Here is a 15285-nt window from a genome sequence, read left to right as displayed (position 1 = left end):
CCGTGCGCACCGGCTCTCTCGCTCAGAAATCATGCACCTTCGGGTACTGCTCGAAGACGTCACGCACGATCTGTACGCCCTGGCGCATCTTCGCTTCGCTGCATTCGGCGCCGACGCACAGGCGCACCGCACGCGGCCTCGGCATGCCCGGCGGGACGAATGGGTCGGGCAACGTCAGCGCCACGTTGCGCCGACGCAGCTCGCGCAACAGGCCGTCGATCTCCCAGCCGTCGGGCACCCGCAACCAACTGTTGAGCGAATAGGGATGAGCGCCGATCAGGTGCTCGCCCAGTTCCTGCTCCACCAAAGCCTGCCGGTTGGCCAGCAATTGCCGCTGCAGCTGCACCAGGTCCTCGGCCTCGCCGGAGTCGATCCAGCGCGTGGCAATCTCACCGAGCAGCGACGGCGCCATCCAGCTGTTGACCCGCAAGATGCTCTCGGTACGCAGGGCCAGGCGCTTGGGCATCACCAGGTAGCCGATGCGCAGACCGGTGAGCACCGACTTGGTCATGCTGGTGCAGTAGAACGACAGTTCCGGCGCGTAGTGGCTGAGCGGCCGCGTGCTCTGCTGGCCGGCCAGCAGCGGGCCGTAGACGTCGTCCTCGATGATGTACACGCCATAGCGGCGGGCGATTTCGGCGATCTCGCGGCGGCGCTCGTCGGGCATCAGCGCGCTGGTGGGGTTGTTCAGGTTGGGCGTGCAGACCAGCGCAGTGATGCGCTCGTTGCCGCACATGTCCTCGAAGTGCTCGGGGTTCAGCCCGTAGCGATCCATCTCCAGACCCTTGAGGGTGAAGCCGAGCACCTGCGAGCTGCCAATGGCGCCGTGATCGGTCAGGCCTTCGCAGAGCACCACGTCGTCCGGGCCGGCCAGGGTGGCCAGGGCGAGGAAAATGCCGTGGGCCGCGCCGCTGGTCAGCAGCACGTCCTCGATACCCACGTCCATGCCCAGACGCTCCAGCCAGCGCACTGCCGACTCGCGCTGGTGCTGCATGCCGGCAATAGGACGAAAAGCGTGAATCCAGGGCTGGTGCGGCTCCTGCGCCAGCTCCAGGCAGGTCTGTCGCCACAGTCGGTCGTGGGCATCGGTGTGCAGGATGCGTGCATTGGAAAAGTCCATCAGCGCCTGCTCGCTGCGATCGAGCATGCTGGTGGCCACGCGCTCGCTGGTGCGCCGCGAGACGAAGCTGCCACGACCCACCTCGCAGCGCACGCGGCCCTGGCGCTCCAGTTCCTTGTAGGCGTTGGTCACGGTCTGCACGCTGATGCCCAGCGCATCTGAAACCTGGCGTTGCGGTGGCAGTCGCTGGCCGTCGATCAGGGTACCCTGTTCGATATCGGCGGCGACCGCCTGGACCAGCAGCTTGTACTTCGACTCGCCCGGGCGAGCGTTGGCCAGGGCCTTCTTCCAGTTATGCATCGATGGCTCCTGCGGCGACTGCGCTCAAGCATCCCGCGCGAGGCGTTACGATTCAATTGTCCTAGTGCAATGCCGTAGCGAAAAAAGCCTTTGTATGCTCGGGTCAAGGGTGGAAAACAGTGCCTCGGCACCTCAGAAGAATTACCACCTGGCGCGAACAGCGCCACCAACGCTCTTGATTTACCTGCCTCCTAACACAGCACGCCGCCGTTGGCGGACTACAAGAAACAGGAGAACACCAAGATGAGTAGCGTTATCCCCTCCCGCTTCGGTCGCCTTGCGCTGGCCTGCGCCCTGCTTACCGGCCTTGCCGGCGCCCAGGCTTCAACGCTGGACAAGGTCAAGGACAGCAGCCGCGTGCGCATCGGCTACGCCAACGAAACCCCCTTCGCCTATACCGCTCTCGACGGCAGTGTCACTGGCGAGTCGCCGGAGATCGTCAGGAAGATCTTCGAGCACATGGGCGTCGAGAAGATCAACCCGGTGCTTACCGAATGGGGCTCGCTGATCCCAGGCCTTCGCGCCAGCCGCTTCGACCTGATCGCCGCCGGCATGTACATCACCCCCGAGCGCTGCAAGCAGGTGCTGTTCACCGACCCGCACTATCAGTTACCCGATACCCTGCTGGTGAAAGCCGGCAACCCGAAGGACCTGCACAGCTACGAAGACATCGCCAAGAGCGGTGCCAAGGTGGCGATCATGTCCGGTACGGTGAATCTGGGTTATGCCCGTGATTCCGGTATCACCGACGAACAGATCCTCCAGGTGCCGGACACCACCGCGCAGCTGCAGGCCGTGCGCGCCGGTCGCGCCGACGCCGCCGTCGGCACTCAGTTGACCATGAAGGGGCTGGCCGACAAGGGCGGCGACGGCGTCGAAGCCATCGCCGAATTCAAGGACGATCCGGCCCACACCGGCTATGGCGCCCTGGCCTTCCGCCCGGAAGACAAGGACCTTCGCGATGCGGTGAATGCCGAGCTGAAGAAGTGGCTGGGCAGCGAAGAGCATCTGGCCACGGTCAAACCCTTCGGTTTCGATCAGTCCAACATCACCGACAAGACCGCCGCCGAACTCTGCGGCCAGTAATGCACGGGTAACGCCGCGCACGAAGGTGCGTGGCGTGTTTCCCTGCATAGAGCGGTAGACATTCATGACCGATCTTTTCCCCCTGCTGCTGCAAGGCGCCTGGGTCACCGTGCAAGTCACCTTCTGGGGCTCGCTGCTGGCCATCGTCTCGGCAGTCATCGCCGCCCTCGGCCGGCTGTCGCCGATTGGCCCGCTACGCTGGCTGGCCATCACCTACATCGAAATCTTTCGCGGCACCTCGCTGCTGGTGCAGCTGTTCTGGCTGTACTTCGTGCTGCCGATGCCGCCATTCAACGTCGAGATGAGCGCCTTCACCGTGGCCATCGTCGGCCTTGGCCTGCACATCGGCGCCTATGGTGCGGAAGTGATGCGTGGTGCCATCCGCTCGGTGGCCAAGGGTCAGTACGAGGCCTGCACAGCGCTTAACATGCATCCGTCCAAACGCTTCCTGCGCATCATCCTGCCGCAGGCACTGCTGGCGGCGATCCCACCGGGCACCAACCTGCTGATCGAGCTGCTCAAGAACACTTCGCTGGTGTCGCTGATCACCCTGTCCGACCTGGCCTTCCGCGCCCGCCAGCTGGATCAGGCGACCTTCATGACTCTGGAGATCTTCGCCCTGGCGCTGCTGCTGTATTTCCTCATGGCCCAAGTGATCAACCTCGGCATGCGCCTGCTGGAAAAACGCCTGAGCCGTGGCCGGATGCGCGGAGGCCTGCAATGAATTTCTTCGACTGGGATTTCGCCCTGAGCATCCTCCCGGACCTGCTCAAGGCCTCGCTCAATACCCTGCTGATCACCTTCGCCGGCTTCGCCATCGCTATCGTCGTCGGCCTGCTGCTGGCCATCGCTCGGCGCAGCCGGCACCTGTGGCTGTCCTGGCCGGTGGCCGGGCTGATCGAATTCATCCGCAGCACGCCGCTGCTGATCCAGGTGTATTTCCTGTTCTACGTGTTCCCCAACTACGGGCTAAACCTGACCGCACTGCAGGCGGGCATCCTCGGCATCGCCCTGCACTACGCCTGCTACACCGCCGAGGTGTACCGCGCCGGCCTCGATGCAGTGCCGCGTGGCCAGTGGGAGGCGGTGACGGCACTGAACATGTCGCCGCTGCCTGCGTATCGGCAGATCATCCTGCCGCAGGCGCTGCGGCCGATCCTGCCGGCGCTGGGCAACTACCTGGTGGCCATGCTCAAGGACACCCCGGTGCTATCGGCGATCACCGTGGTAGAAATCATGCAGCAAGCCAAGAACATCGGTTCGGAGAGCTTCCGCTACCTCGAGCCCATCACCATGGTCGGTATCTTCTTCCTGCTGCTCAGCCTGGCCCTGGCCTGGTGCGTGCGCCGCGTGGAAGATCGGCTGGAGGTCACTGCTCGATGACTGCTTTTCTTAACGCTACAGACGCCGCAGGGAGTTTTTCCATGCCCCAGCCCATCGTCCGCTTCACCGACGTGACCAAGCGTTACGGCAACCTCACCGTACTCAACAAGCTCAACCTGAACGTCGCCCCCGGCGAGAAGGTGGCGATCATCGGCCCCAGCGGCTCGGGCAAGTCGACCCTGTTGCGCGCGCTGATGACCCTGGAGAGCATCGACGAAGGCGTGATTTGCGTCGACGACGAGCCGCTGACCCACATGCCCGGCCGCGACGGGCGCCTGCTGCCGGCCAGCGCCAGCCACCAGCGCAAGGTGCGCGGCAAGATCGGCATGGTGTTCCAGAGTTTCAACCTGTTCCCGCACATGTGCGCGCTGCAGAACGTGATCGAGGCGCCAATGCAGGTGCTCGGCATGGGCAGGAAGGAAGCCACCGAGCGCGCCGAGGAGCTGCTGGCGATGGTCGGCCTGGGCGAGAAGCTGCGCCATTTCCCCTCGCAGCTATCCGGCGGCCAGCAGCAACGCGTGGCCATCGCCCGTGCGCTGGCGATGCGACCCAAGGTGATGCTGTTCGACGAGGTGACCTCGGCGCTCGACCCGGAGCTGTGCGGCGAGGTACTCAATGTCATCCGCCGCCTCGGCAGCGAGCACAACCTGACCATGCTGATGGTCACCCACCAGATGGGCTTCGCCCGCGAGTTCGCCGACCGTGTGTGCTTCTTCCATCAGGGCTGCATCCATGAACAGGGCACGCCGGATCAGCTGTTCGGCAACCCGCAGCAGGAGCGCACCAAGGCGTTTCTGAGTGCAGTCAACGAGGCGAACTGAGGCGCCCGAGACCGGATCTGTGGGAGGCGTTTCAGCGGCGACAGCAAGACGTCGCGGCTCCCACGACAATGCTCCCTGCCGTTTCCTTAGCAGCGGTTCAGCCGCGACAGGTCGGCAGCGCTCTGTTCCGGGCCCTTGTGCTGCCAGTAGTAACGCAGGGTATCAATGCCCACCACTGGATAACCGGCAGCGGCCATATGCTTGGCAGAAACACGCGTTACGAACGTCCAGGCTGGCTGCCGCCGTTCAGGCCTCGCCGAGAAAACGCAGGCCGGCGCCTTCGGCGTCCACGCGCATCACTTCCATCTTCAATATGGGGGCGGGGAAAGGCAGATCCTGCACCTGGCCGATCACCTCGGTGCCGACCGACAGGCCGGCCATGTCCGGATGCTTCACATAGACGCCGCTATCGGACAGGTCACGGGTCTGCGCCACCAGCTCACCAAAACTGGGATGGCTGATCTTGATCCGGCACTTCATCGGGGTACGCACCTGCTGGCGCTGGTTCGGCATGGAGGCTCCGGGGGTAGGCGGATGGTGCAGCCTTTAATAGCGCAAAACCGAAGCAATTCCCAATACTCGATGGAAAAATGCACGTCCAGGCAACCCGGAACCTTCCAGGGCACGCGGTAGTCGCGAGCATTTCGTCTCCCGGGCGCACGTACGCAAGCAATCGAGCCTCGACGTCTCCGCGACCGGTAGGAATAATCCGTGTCGAGCCCTCCGCAAAAGAGCGCCATGGCGCACGAAAATACGCGACTGAACACCCCGCGCAGTAGGCGTGAACGCCTTGCTGGTTCATCATGCGGGCTGTTCCCGATGCCTGAACAATGGATTGTGCATGCCGATCGACTCTTTACCTCTGCGCACCCTGTCACTTCTCGGTAGCGGCCATGCCCTGCCAAAGCAGCGTCTGACGAGCGCCGAAATCGACCATTCTCTCGGTCTGCCCGATGGCAGCGTCGAGCGCCTCAGTGGCGTACGCAGCCGCGCGGTTGCAGCTGCCGACGACACTGCCGCCAGCCTTGCCACACAGGCCGCGCACAAGGCTCTTCAGGCGGCCGGTCTGACGGCAGACCAGCTCGACTGCGTGATCGCCGCCAGCGGCACCATGGACCAGGGCATGCCCTGTAATGCCGCGCTGGTTCACCGCGAGCTGGGCCTTGGCGCGAGCGGCATCCCGGCCTTCGATATCAACGCCAGTTGCCTCGGTTTCATCGTCGCCCTCGATCAGCTGTCCTGGTCACTGGTTGCCGGTCGCTACCGCCGAGTGCTACTGGTCTGTGCCGACATTGCCTCCTGCGGGCTCGACTGGCAGCAGTTGCACAGTGCTGCGATCTTTGGCGACGGCGCGGCGGCGGTGGTTCTCGGGCGTGACGGCGGCGGGCTGCGCCTGAACATCCTCGCTGCGCAGCTACGCACCTACTCCGAAGGCGCCGAGCTCTGCCAGATTGCGGCAGGCGGCTCGCGTCACCACCCCTCGCGCGGCGACGAGCATTTTGCTGCCCTGAGTCGTTTCACCATGCAGGGTAAAGCGGTTTTCCGCCTGGCCTCGACCCATCTGCCGGGGTTTGTGCAGGCTCTGCTCGACGAAGCGCGATTGCAGCGGACCCAGATCGACCGAGTGATTGCGCACCAGGCCAGCCACCTGGCGATGCAACACCTGCGCAAACGGCTGGGATTCTCTGCCGAGCAGGTGATCGACATCTTTGCCGACTATGGCAATCAGGTCGCCGCATCGTTGCCGACCGCCCTCGATGTAGGCGTGCGCGACGGGCGTGTCCGCGCCGGTCAGCGCGTGCTGCTGCTCGGCACAGGTGCCGGGCTTTCGCTCGGTGGCATGCTGCTGGAGCTGGAATGAAGATTCTGCTCACCGGAGGCACCGGCTTCGTCGGTCGGCATATCGCCTGGCGCCTGGCCGCAGAGGGCTGCGAGGTGGTGTTCAGCGGTCGCAACCGTGACGCTGCTGACGAAGTACTGCGCCACGCTCGCGCAGCGATGCGCTTTCTACCGATAGAACATGGCACGCCACAGGCACGCGCAGCGCTGGCAGAGGCGGCCCGGGGCGCCGACGCTCTGGTGCATTGCGCGGCGCTATCGGCGCCCTGGGGCAGCGCCGAGGCATTTCAGCGCGCCAACGTCGCCTCTACCGAAGAAGTCATCAATGCCTGCCGCACGCAAGGCGTCGCGCGCCTGGTGCATCTGTCGACACCGAGTCTGTACTTCGACTTCCAGGACCGACTCGGCGTGCGTGAAAGCGATCCATTACCGCCCCCTGTGAACCACTATGCGCACACCAAGGGCATGGCCGAAGCGCTGCTGCGTGCAGCCGATGTCGCGCCAACCGTGGTGCTGCGTCCGCGCGCCGTGTTCGGCCCATGGGACGCCACACTGATGCCGCGCATGCTGCGCGTGATGCGCCGTGGGGCGATTCCGCTGATGCGCGGTGGGCGTGCCGAACTCGATCTGACTTACATCGACAACCTGGTCGATGCCGTATGGCTCGGCCTGACTCGTCCGCTACCAGGCCGCTACAACCTGTACAACGTCAGCAATGCCGAACCTATCCGTCTCGATCGCCTGCTGGAACGTGTCGCCACAGCCTTCGCGCTGCCACTACGTACGCGCCGGCTGCCCTGGCCACTGGTTTGCGCCGTCGCCCGCCTGCTCGAAGCGCACGCGCATTGGCGCAGCGGCCAAGAGCCGCTGCTGACCCGCTACAGCGCTGGCGTGCTCGCCTTCAGCCAGACCCTGGATACCTCGGCAATTCGCCACGAACTGGGCTGGCAGCCCAGGATCGACCTCGAAGAAGGCATTCGTCGCCACGCAGCCTGGTGGCTGGAGCAGGGTAGATGAGCGCATCGATCGATGTCGCCTGGCTACGGGTCGGCAGCTGCCGCCACCTGGCGTGCATGGCCGCGCGCGGGGCAGGGCTGCGGCCGGTCGACTTCCCGTCGTATTGCGCCCTGCTGCGCCACCCGGCGCGCGGCTGGATGCTGTACGACACCGGTTACGCGGCGCATTTTCTCAAGGCCACCGCCACGTTTCCCGAGCGCCTCTACGGCAGCCTGCTGCCAGTCAATCTGCCTGCCGAAGCGTGCCTGTCGGCACAACTCGCCAGGCGCGGTATTCGCTGTGAGGAGATCACCACCGTGATCGTCTCGCACTATCACGGCGACCACGTTGCCGGCTTGCGCGACTTTCCGCAGGCGCGCTTCATCGCCCTGCGCGCCGAAAGCGAACATGTGCTGGCGCTGCGTGGCAAGCGCTGGCGGGCGACGCTGCAGGGACGCCTGCCGGGTCTGCTGCCGGATGATTTCTCGGCGCGCCTGGAACATGCTGACCATTACCCACAGCGGCCGCTGCCAGCGTGGATGGCGCCTTTCAGGGACGGTTTCGACCTGTTTGGCGATGGCAGCCTGCTCGGCGTCGTACTCCCCGGACACAGCCACGGCCAGCTCGGCCTGTGCATCCCCGATGCCAGTGGCCGGCCGCTGCTGTTGGTGGCGGACGCCTGTTATTCGCTGCCGGCCTGCCGCGAAGGTCGCCTGCCCCCCGCAGCCACGCAGTGGTTCAGCAACAGCGCCGTACGCTGCTATCGCGAAACCTTCACCGGCGTGGGCGAACTGGCCCGGCGCGAACCTTCGCTGCTGATCCTGCCGTCACACTGCGAAGTCGCCGCAGAGGCATTCCATGCGCGATCTTGAACGACTGCGCAGCCTGCTGCGCGTTGCCTTCAGCTTCATCCACAGTCGTTGGTGGCTGCGCTTCTCCGACCGGCGCCGCCTCGAGGCGTGGCAGGCGCGTCAGCTGACGCGCTTTCTGCGCGAAACCGCACCACAGGCGCCGCGCCTGCGTGCTTTTCGGGGACAACCGCTGGAGCGATGGCCCGGCATGGACAAGGCGCTGCTGATGAGCGAGTTCAGCGCCTGCAACAGCCAGGGCATCGACCTGCAATCCGCTCTGGACGTAGCGCTGCAAGCCGAGCATTCGCGGGATTTCAGTCCACAGTTGGGCGAGCTGACCGTTGGCCTTTCCAGCGGCACGTCCGGCCATCGCGGCGTTTTTCTGGTCGGCAGGGAAGAACGCGAACGCTGGGCCGGAACCCTGCTGGCGCGCACCTTGCCGACACGCCTGCTCGGCCACCTGCTGCCGTGGCGACCGCCGCTGCGCATCGCTTTCTTCCTGCGCGCCAACAGCCGTCTGTACACCACGCTGTCCAGCCGCCGGATCGACTTCGCCTTCCATGATCTGCTGCTGGGCCTGGACGCCGCGCTGCCAGTGCTCGAACAGCAACAGCCGCATGTACTGGTCGCACCGGCCACGGTATTGCGCGCGCTGGCCGACGCGCATCTGGCCGGACGTCTGCGCATTGCCCCGGCGCATCTGGTATCGGTCGCCGAAGTCCTCGAGCAAGAGGATGCACAGCACATCGAGCACGCCTTCGGCCAGCGCCCGGCGCAGATCTACCAGGCCAGCGAAGGCTTTCTCGGCTATAGCTGCGAGCGGGGCAACCTGCACCTGAACGAAACCCATCTGCTGATCGAACCCGAGTGGCTGGACCAGGAGCAGCGGCGCTTCCAGCCGCTGATCAGCGACTTCTCGCGTACCACGCAGATCACCGTTCGCTATCGCCTCAACGACATTCTGCAACTGGCACCCGCGCCATGCCCCTGTGGCCGCGCCGAGCGCACCCTGACCGCCATCGAAGGCCGCGCCGATGAAATCCTCTGGCTGCCGGCCCTGGATGGCAGCGGCCTGCGCCCGCTCTACCCGGATCTGCTGCGGCGCGCCATCGCTACCGCACAGGCCGACCTGGAGCAATGGCGCCTGCGCCAGGAGGGCATGGACTGGCACCTGCAGGTGAAGGCCGTAGCACCCGGCAAGGCCGAAACAGCCTTGCGCGAGGCGTTGGCCACATTCTTTCAACAGCAGCAGGTACAGCCCGCGACCTTGCACATCAGCGACTGGATGCCGGATGAGCCCGGCGCCAAGCGTCGCCGCCTGCTGCTGCAACGCAGACCAGAGGGAACGCCATGCACGTACTGATCCTCGGTGCTCGTGCGCCGGCGTGCCTGGAATGGGCACACGCATTCGCCGCCAGCGGCTGGACAGTCAGCGTCGGTGACTCACTGGCCTGGCCACTGGCTCGCTCGAGCCGGGCAGTACACCGCTTCGTCCGCCTGCCGGAGCCACGTAGCAAGCCGCAAGCCTGGGTCGACGCACTGGCCGAGCGCATACGCCAGGACGCTATCGACCTGCTCCTGCCGACCTGCGAGGAGGTCTTCTACCTGGCCCACGGCTTGCCACAGCTGGCGCCGCTGTGCCGGGTGCTGACCAGCGATTTCGAGCTGCTGCACCGCCTGCATCACAAGGGACGCTTCGCCGAGATGACCCGTGGCTGGCACGTTGCAGCGCCCGAGACACGCCTTCTGCAGCGCCACGAAGACTGCCTCGCCCTGGCCAATGAGAGCCGCGACTGGGTGTTCAAACCGGCCTATTCGCGCTTCGCCTCGCGCACCCTGATCCGGCCTGACCCGCGTACCGTTCGCACACTGCACCCGACGCCAGACCAACCCTGGGTCGCCCAACGCTTCATCGCCGGCGACGAACACTGCAGCTTCAGCCTGCTGGTCGACGGTCAGATACGCGCACATGCCTGCTACCGTCCGCTGTATCGCGTCGGACGTGGCTCCGGGATCTACTTCCAGCCTGCACAACCTGCTGCCGTGCGGGCCTTCGTCGAGGCCTTCGGTCAGGCCACCGGCTATAGCGGCCAGGTGGGCTTCGACTTCATCGCCGATGCCGAGGGAGACTTTCACGTCCTTGAATGCAACCCACGCGCTACCAGCGGTATCCATCTGTTCGACGACCAGCCCACGGCGCTGGTGAACACCCTGAGCACGACCGGCGAGCCGCTTCTGCCCAGCTCGACCCCGCGCATGGTGGCGCTCGCGATGCTGCTGATCGGCGCACCACGCCATCTCGCCAGCCGTACCTTCTGGAGCGACTATCGCGCGGCGCGCGACGTAATCCTGCGTGACGGCGACCTCGGCCCGCTGGCAGGCCAGTTACTCGGCGTTGGCGAGATCGCCATGCGCGCGCTGATGCGCCGGCGCGGCCTGCTGGCAGCCTCGACCGCGGACATCGAGTGGGACGGTCAATCGCTCGCAGGAACGCCAGGATCATGAAGCTGCTGGCTGCCGACGATCCACAACTGGCGCAACGCGACAGCGCAGCAGCGCGTTACGTGCGCGAACATGCCGAGCGCGGTATCGGCAACCTGGCCTGCGAACTGCAGTTGCTCGACCTCGGCCAGTGGCAGATGCCGGTATCGATCAACCGCGGCGGCGAGCGGGCCGACAACTGCTATGTGGTCTCGCCCCTGACCGCCTACAGCGGCTACGCCCGCGACGAGTTGCAGCGCCTGCCCAATCGGCTGCTCGCACACCTGCTGAAACCGCTGGTTGCGGGTGTCGAATACCTGCTCAGGAGCGCCCATATCGATCGCATCGTGCAGGTCAACAACTGGCTGCTGTCGACCAACCTGTACCCCTCGGACTGGCAAGGTCAGGGCCTGGATGAGCTGACAGTGCAGCTGCGCCAGCGTTTTCCGAGCCATGCCTTCGGCTTTCGCTCGCTCAACACGGCCAGCAACGCCGTCCTGATGAAACGGCTTGATGCACTCGGCTATCTCGCCGTGCCGAGCCGCCAGGTCTATCTGTTCGATGGCCGCGAGGGTGCCGACAGCGCTTATCTGCGTCACCACAATTGCCGGCTCGATGCGACGCTGCTGCGCCGTAGCGATTACCGGGTGGATACGGGCGAAACCCTGACACACCTTGAGTTCGAGCGTATCGAAGCGCTCTACGACCTGCTCTATCTGGACAAATACAGCGCCCTGAATCCGCACTACAGCGCCGCCTGGCTGGAGCAGGGCCAACGTGATGGCTGGCTCGAACTGCGCGTGCTGCGGGCGAACAATGGTCGTATCGATGGGGTCGTCGGCTGGTTCGCCAGCGACACCGTGCTCAGCGCGCCCATCGTCGGCTATGACACCGCGCTGCCACAGCGTGCCGGGCTCTATCGCCAATTGACCCGGCTGTGCCTCGAAGAGGCGGCCAAACGCCGCATGCTGCTCAACTTCAGCTCCGGGGCCGCGCACTTCAAGCGCTTGCGCGGCGGCCAGCCACAGATCGAATACAGCATGCTGCACATCGCTCACCTGCCGCTGCGCCAGCGCCTGGTCTGGCGCACCCTGGCCGCACTGCTGCAGGGGCTGGGTGTGCCGCTGATGAGGACGCTGAAGCTATGAATCCGACCGACCAACCACTGGCTTACTGGTGGCCATTGGCGACCAGCCAGCAGCTTGGCGCGGGCCAACCGTTGGCGCGCGTGCTGCACGGCCGGCCGCTGGTTCTGTTCCGCGAGCGCGACGGGCGGCCTGCGGCATTGCCGGATCGATGCCCGCATCGCTTCGCTCCACTCAGCGCCGGCTGCGTGCGCGACGGCGCCGTCGAGTGTCCCTACCACGGCTGGCGTTTCAACGGCGCCGGTCACTGCACCCGTGCCCCGGGCAGTCTCGACGAGGGCAGCCGCGCGGCCATGCTGCAACCGCTGCAGGCACTGGATTCCCACGGCCTGATATGGGTGCGCGACGCCAGGCTGGCGGCACCGACACTACCCTGTAGCACCACGCAGGAAGGACTGGATCTGTTCTGGATGCACGACAAGGTCCGTTGCAGCCAGCAAGAGGCGGCGGAGAACTTCCTTGACGCCTTCCACACGCACTTCGTACACGCCGGCTGGGTTCGCCGCGACAGCAAGCGCCAGCGGGTGATCGCCGATATCCGCGCACTGGAAGACGGGATCGAAGCGCGTTACAGCGAGGAGCGCCTGCAGACCGGGCTGATCTCCCGGCTGTTCGAAGGCAGTCGCGCAGAGAGCTTCGGCCGCTTCCGCCTGCCGGGCCAGGCGGAAATCGAATACCGCGACGCCCGTGGCCGGCTCACGCTGTTGATCACGGCCTGGCTCGTTCCCGCCGAGCCCGGTCACTTGCAGGTGATCGCCCGCATTGCCACCCGCCGCGGCTGGCTGCCCGGCTGGCTGAAACGGCTCCTGATTCAGCCGCTATTCGGCGTAGTGTTGCGCCAGGACAAGCGCATCCTGGAGGCCGTCAGCGCAAACCAGCAACGCTTCGCCGAATGCGCTGAGCATTGGGGGCCCGTGCAGATGCTCGACGGACGCCAGGATTTGCTGGCCCCCTGGATTCGCCAATTGCTACTGAAGGGACGGCTGGACGACTTCACTGCCCGGCGGCTGGAACTGGAGCTCTAGAGCCTGGCCGCGATCACATCGGCAAGAGACGGGCGAAACCCCTTCAGTACCACTTGGCCTCACCCTCGGGCCGCTTCTTGAAGCGCTTCATGCTCCACATGTACTGGCTTGGGTAGTTGCGCACATAGCGCGATACCACTTCGCTCATCGCCGCCACGCCTTCTTCCACGTTCTCGCTGTACATGCCCTCAGGTGCCGCTTCGAGGATCACCTTGTAGCCGCTGCCATCCGGCAGGCGCAGCGCATGCAGGAACACGCCGACTGCCTTGCCGCCAGTGAGCATCCCGGGGACGAATTTGCTGGTCAGCGCAGTGGTGCCGAGAAAGGGCACGAAAACCCCCGACGAACGGCTCGGCTCCGGATCGGCAGGAATGCCCACGGCCCCGCCCCTGCGCACTTCCTTGATGACGCTGAGGATGCCTTCCTTGGTCGAGGGCGCGACGCGGTTACCCATCTGCACGCGCTGCTGCTGCAGCAGCTCGTCGACCGCCTTGAGCTTCGGCGGGCGGTAGAAAATGATCGGTTTGCACTGGTTGCAGTAGAAGTGGTTGAGCACCTCCCAGTTACCCAGGTGACTGGTGATGCCGACCACGCCCTTGCCGGACGCCAGGGCCTGTTGCAGCACCTCCAGGCCTTCGACTTCGCGAATCAGCTTGAGTGACTTGTGCGCCGGCCAGATCCAGGCGCAGGCGCTTTCGGTCAGGGTCTTGCCGATGTCCTTGAGGCTTTGCCCGACCAGCCTGTCCAGCTCGGGCTCGTTCAGCTCGGGGAAGCACTTGCTCAGGTTGATACGCACCACGTCACGCGAGCCGTTCGGCAGCTTCCACATCAGCCAGCCGATGGCATTGCCCACGGCCTGCACGGCGCGCCAGGGCAGCAGTGCGAACAGGCGCAGGAAACCAACCACCAGGGCGCCCTTGAGTTTTTCCACGACAGACTCCAACCGTTTCCGCAAAGCGCCCAGTGTAACTGGCCAGGGCCAAGCCAGTCAGTACAGGCTCGTCAGAAGCCTCTGCTGCAGATCACGCTGGTAGGCATCGACGTCGAACTCCTCATAGATACAGCGGAAGATGTCGCCGGCGCTCGGCAGGCTGGCGCGCTCCACCTGGCGCGAGGCATCCCACAGGCCGGAACGCACTGCCGCCTTGGAACACTGGAAGTAGCAGGTATCGATATGAATGCGCAGCACGCTGCGCGGCAGCTTGCCCTGGGCGCGGCCCAGCTCCAGCAGCTCGGGGTCGAGGGAGATCTCGGCGCGGCCATTGATGCGCAGGCTCTCACCGACGCCGGGAATCAGGAACAGCAGCGCCACCTGCGGGTTGAGCACGATGTTTCGCAGGCTGTCGATACGGTTGTTGCCCGGGCGATCCGGCAGCAGCAGGGTCTGGTCATCGAGAATCTGCACGAAACCTGGCGCATCGCCACGCGGCGAGCAATCCAGGCCATCCGGGCCGACGCTGGCCAACACCACGAAGGGCGAGGCTTCGATCAGCGCGCGGTAGGGCTCGATCAGCCGCGGCAACTCCTTGCGCCGCGAGCGTTCATGGCTTTCGCCGTACAGTGCCTGCAGTTCGTCCAGCGTGGTGATGGTGGTCATGAGCCCTTCAGTTGCGCATAGCGGTCGCAGTCGGTGGTGTGGTCCATCACCATACCCGTGGCCTGCATGAAGGCATAGCAGATGGTCGGTCCGACGAAGGTGAAACCGGCCTTCTTCAGCGCCTTGCTCATCGCCTCGGCTTCGGGCGTCACCGCCAGCATCTGGCTACGATCGCTGAAGTGATTGATCTTCGGCGCGCCGCCGACGAACGACCAGAGCAGCGTCACCGGGTCTTCCAGCTTCAGCCAGGCCTGGGCGTTCTGGCGCACGGCCTTGAGCTTGAGCCGATTGCGGATGATGCCCGGGTCCTGCATCAGCGCCTCGATCTCTTCGTCGCTGAGGCGGGCCAGGCGCTCGGGGTCGAAGCCATGCAGCACCTGGCGGTAGCGCTCGCGCTTCTTCAGCACGGTGATCCACGACAGGCCGGCCTGCGCGCCTTCGAGCAGCAGCATCTCGAACAGATGACCGGCATCGCGCTGCGGCACACCCCATTCCTCGTCGTGATAGGCCTGGTAGAGCGGATCGTCTGTACACCAGAAGCAGCGGGGCATGGCTGTGAACCTCGGTCATAGTCGAAGCGGTGACTATAACGGCAAAACAACTGGATATAAATACAGTCACGCTGCGCGTCGGATGATGCC

General features: G+C 65.1%; 16 protein-coding genes and 1 pseudogene. 11 read left to right on the top strand and 6 right to left on the bottom strand.

Annotation, left to right across the window (positions count from 1 at the left end; translation table 11 throughout):
* Positions 1–22 precede the first annotated feature (22 nt).
* Entirely contained in the window at positions 23–1420 is a 1398-nt protein-coding gene (ehuR, locus tag H3221_RS05230; protein ID WP_196474325.1) for a MocR-like ectoine utilization transcription factor EhuR, read from the bottom strand.
* Between the two features lie 243 nt (positions 1421–1663).
* On the opposite strand from ehuR, the gene ehuB reads away from it, so the two are divergent.
* From ehuB to ehuA, 4 genes are all read left to right on the top strand, one after another.
* Complete coding sequence (gene ehuB, locus H3221_RS05225) at positions 1664–2506, top strand: ectoine/hydroxyectoine ABC transporter substrate-binding protein EhuB (RefSeq protein ID WP_196474326.1); 843 nt, start codon at positions 1664–1666, stop codon at positions 2504–2506.
* Between the two features lie 64 nt (positions 2507–2570).
* Positions 2571–3230: an ectoine/hydroxyectoine ABC transporter permease subunit EhuC gene (ehuC, locus tag H3221_RS05220; protein ID WP_196474327.1), complete on the top strand. Its 660-nt coding sequence runs from the start codon at positions 2571–2573 to the stop codon at positions 3228–3230.
* Entirely contained in the window at positions 3227–3889 is a 663-nt protein-coding gene (gene ehuD / locus H3221_RS05215; protein WP_196474328.1) for an ectoine/hydroxyectoine ABC transporter permease subunit EhuD, read from the top strand. Before ehuC ends, ehuD begins: the two co-directional genes overlap by 4 nt.
* A 41-nt stretch (positions 3890–3930) precedes the next feature.
* Entirely contained in the window at positions 3931–4710 is a 780-nt protein-coding gene (gene ehuA / locus H3221_RS05210; RefSeq protein ID WP_196474329.1) for an ectoine/hydroxyectoine ABC transporter ATP-binding protein EhuA, read from the top strand.
* A gap of 98 nt (positions 4711–4808) precedes the next feature.
* On the opposite strand, the pseudogene H3221_RS05205 reads toward ehuA, so the two are convergent.
* Positions 4809–4928, bottom strand: a pseudogene (locus H3221_RS05205) (AcvB/VirJ family lysyl-phosphatidylglycerol hydrolase); the annotation flags it as partial.
* A gap of 28 nt (positions 4929–4956) precedes the next feature.
* Complete coding sequence (locus H3221_RS05200; RefSeq protein ID WP_196474330.1) at positions 4957–5223, bottom strand: PilZ domain-containing protein; 267 nt, start codon at positions 5221–5223, stop codon at positions 4957–4959.
* 328 nt (positions 5224–5551) lie between these two features.
* On the opposite strand from H3221_RS05200, the gene H3221_RS05195 reads away from it, so the two are divergent.
* The 7 genes from H3221_RS05195 to H3221_RS05165 are packed head-to-tail and all read left to right on the top strand — an operon-like array spanning position 5552 to position 13047.
* Positions 5552–6571, top strand: coding sequence for a 3-oxoacyl-[acyl-carrier-protein] synthase III C-terminal domain-containing protein (locus H3221_RS05195; RefSeq protein WP_196474331.1), 1020 nt, complete (start codon positions 5552–5554; stop codon positions 6569–6571).
* Entirely contained in the window at positions 6568–7566 is a 999-nt protein-coding gene (locus tag H3221_RS05190; RefSeq protein WP_196474332.1) for an NAD-dependent epimerase/dehydratase family protein, read from the top strand. Before H3221_RS05195 ends, H3221_RS05190 begins: the two co-directional genes overlap by 4 nt.
* Positions 7563–8417, top strand: a complete 855-nt coding sequence (locus H3221_RS05185; protein WP_196474333.1) for an MBL fold metallo-hydrolase — start codon at positions 7563–7565, stop codon at positions 8415–8417. The genes H3221_RS05190 and H3221_RS05185 overlap by 4 nt, the downstream gene beginning before the upstream one ends.
* A complete protein-coding gene (locus H3221_RS05180; protein WP_196474334.1) occupies positions 8404–9759 on the top strand; it encodes a F390 synthetase-related protein in 1356 nt (451 codons plus the stop codon). The genes H3221_RS05185 and H3221_RS05180 overlap by 14 nt, the downstream gene beginning before the upstream one ends.
* A complete protein-coding gene (locus H3221_RS05175; protein ID WP_196474335.1) occupies positions 9747–10901 on the top strand; it encodes an ATP-grasp domain-containing protein in 1155 nt (384 codons plus the stop codon). The genes H3221_RS05180 and H3221_RS05175 overlap by 13 nt, the downstream gene beginning before the upstream one ends.
* The gene (locus H3221_RS05170; protein ID WP_196474336.1) at positions 10898–12025 is read left to right on the top strand and encodes a GNAT family N-acetyltransferase; all 1128 of its coding nucleotides are present in this window, start codon (positions 10898–10900) and stop codon (positions 12023–12025) included. Before H3221_RS05175 ends, H3221_RS05170 begins: the two co-directional genes overlap by 4 nt.
* Positions 12022–13047 (top strand): Rieske 2Fe-2S domain-containing protein, encoded by a 1026-nt coding sequence (locus tag H3221_RS05165; RefSeq protein WP_196474337.1) that lies wholly within the window; start codon positions 12022–12024, stop codon positions 13045–13047. Before H3221_RS05170 ends, H3221_RS05165 begins: the two co-directional genes overlap by 4 nt.
* A 43-nt stretch (positions 13048–13090) precedes the next feature.
* Here H3221_RS05165 and H3221_RS05160 read toward each other — a convergent pair whose 3' ends face one another.
* Genes H3221_RS05160 through H3221_RS05150 form a run of 3 tightly spaced genes read right to left on the bottom strand, consistent with a single transcriptional unit; the run spans position 13091 to position 15195 of the window.
* Positions 13091–13978, bottom strand: a complete 888-nt coding sequence (locus H3221_RS05160; RefSeq protein WP_196474338.1) for a lysophospholipid acyltransferase — start codon at positions 13976–13978, stop codon at positions 13091–13093.
* A gap of 57 nt (positions 13979–14035) precedes the next feature.
* Entirely contained in the window at positions 14036–14644 is a 609-nt protein-coding gene (locus tag H3221_RS05155; protein ID WP_196474339.1) for a pyridoxamine 5'-phosphate oxidase family protein, read from the bottom strand.
* Positions 14641–15195 (bottom strand): DNA-3-methyladenine glycosylase I, encoded by a 555-nt coding sequence (locus tag H3221_RS05150; RefSeq protein WP_196474340.1) that lies wholly within the window; start codon positions 15193–15195, stop codon positions 14641–14643. Before H3221_RS05150 ends, H3221_RS05155 begins: the two co-directional genes overlap by 4 nt.
* Between the last annotated feature and the right edge of the window lie 90 nt (positions 15196–15285).

The organism is Pseudomonas chaetocerotis, assembly GCF_015712105.2.
In the GTDB taxonomy this organism is placed as follows: Bacteria; Pseudomonadota; Gammaproteobacteria; order Pseudomonadales; family Pseudomonadaceae; genus Aquipseudomonas; species Aquipseudomonas chaetocerotis.
This window is presented reverse-complemented; position numbering and strand designations above follow the sequence as displayed.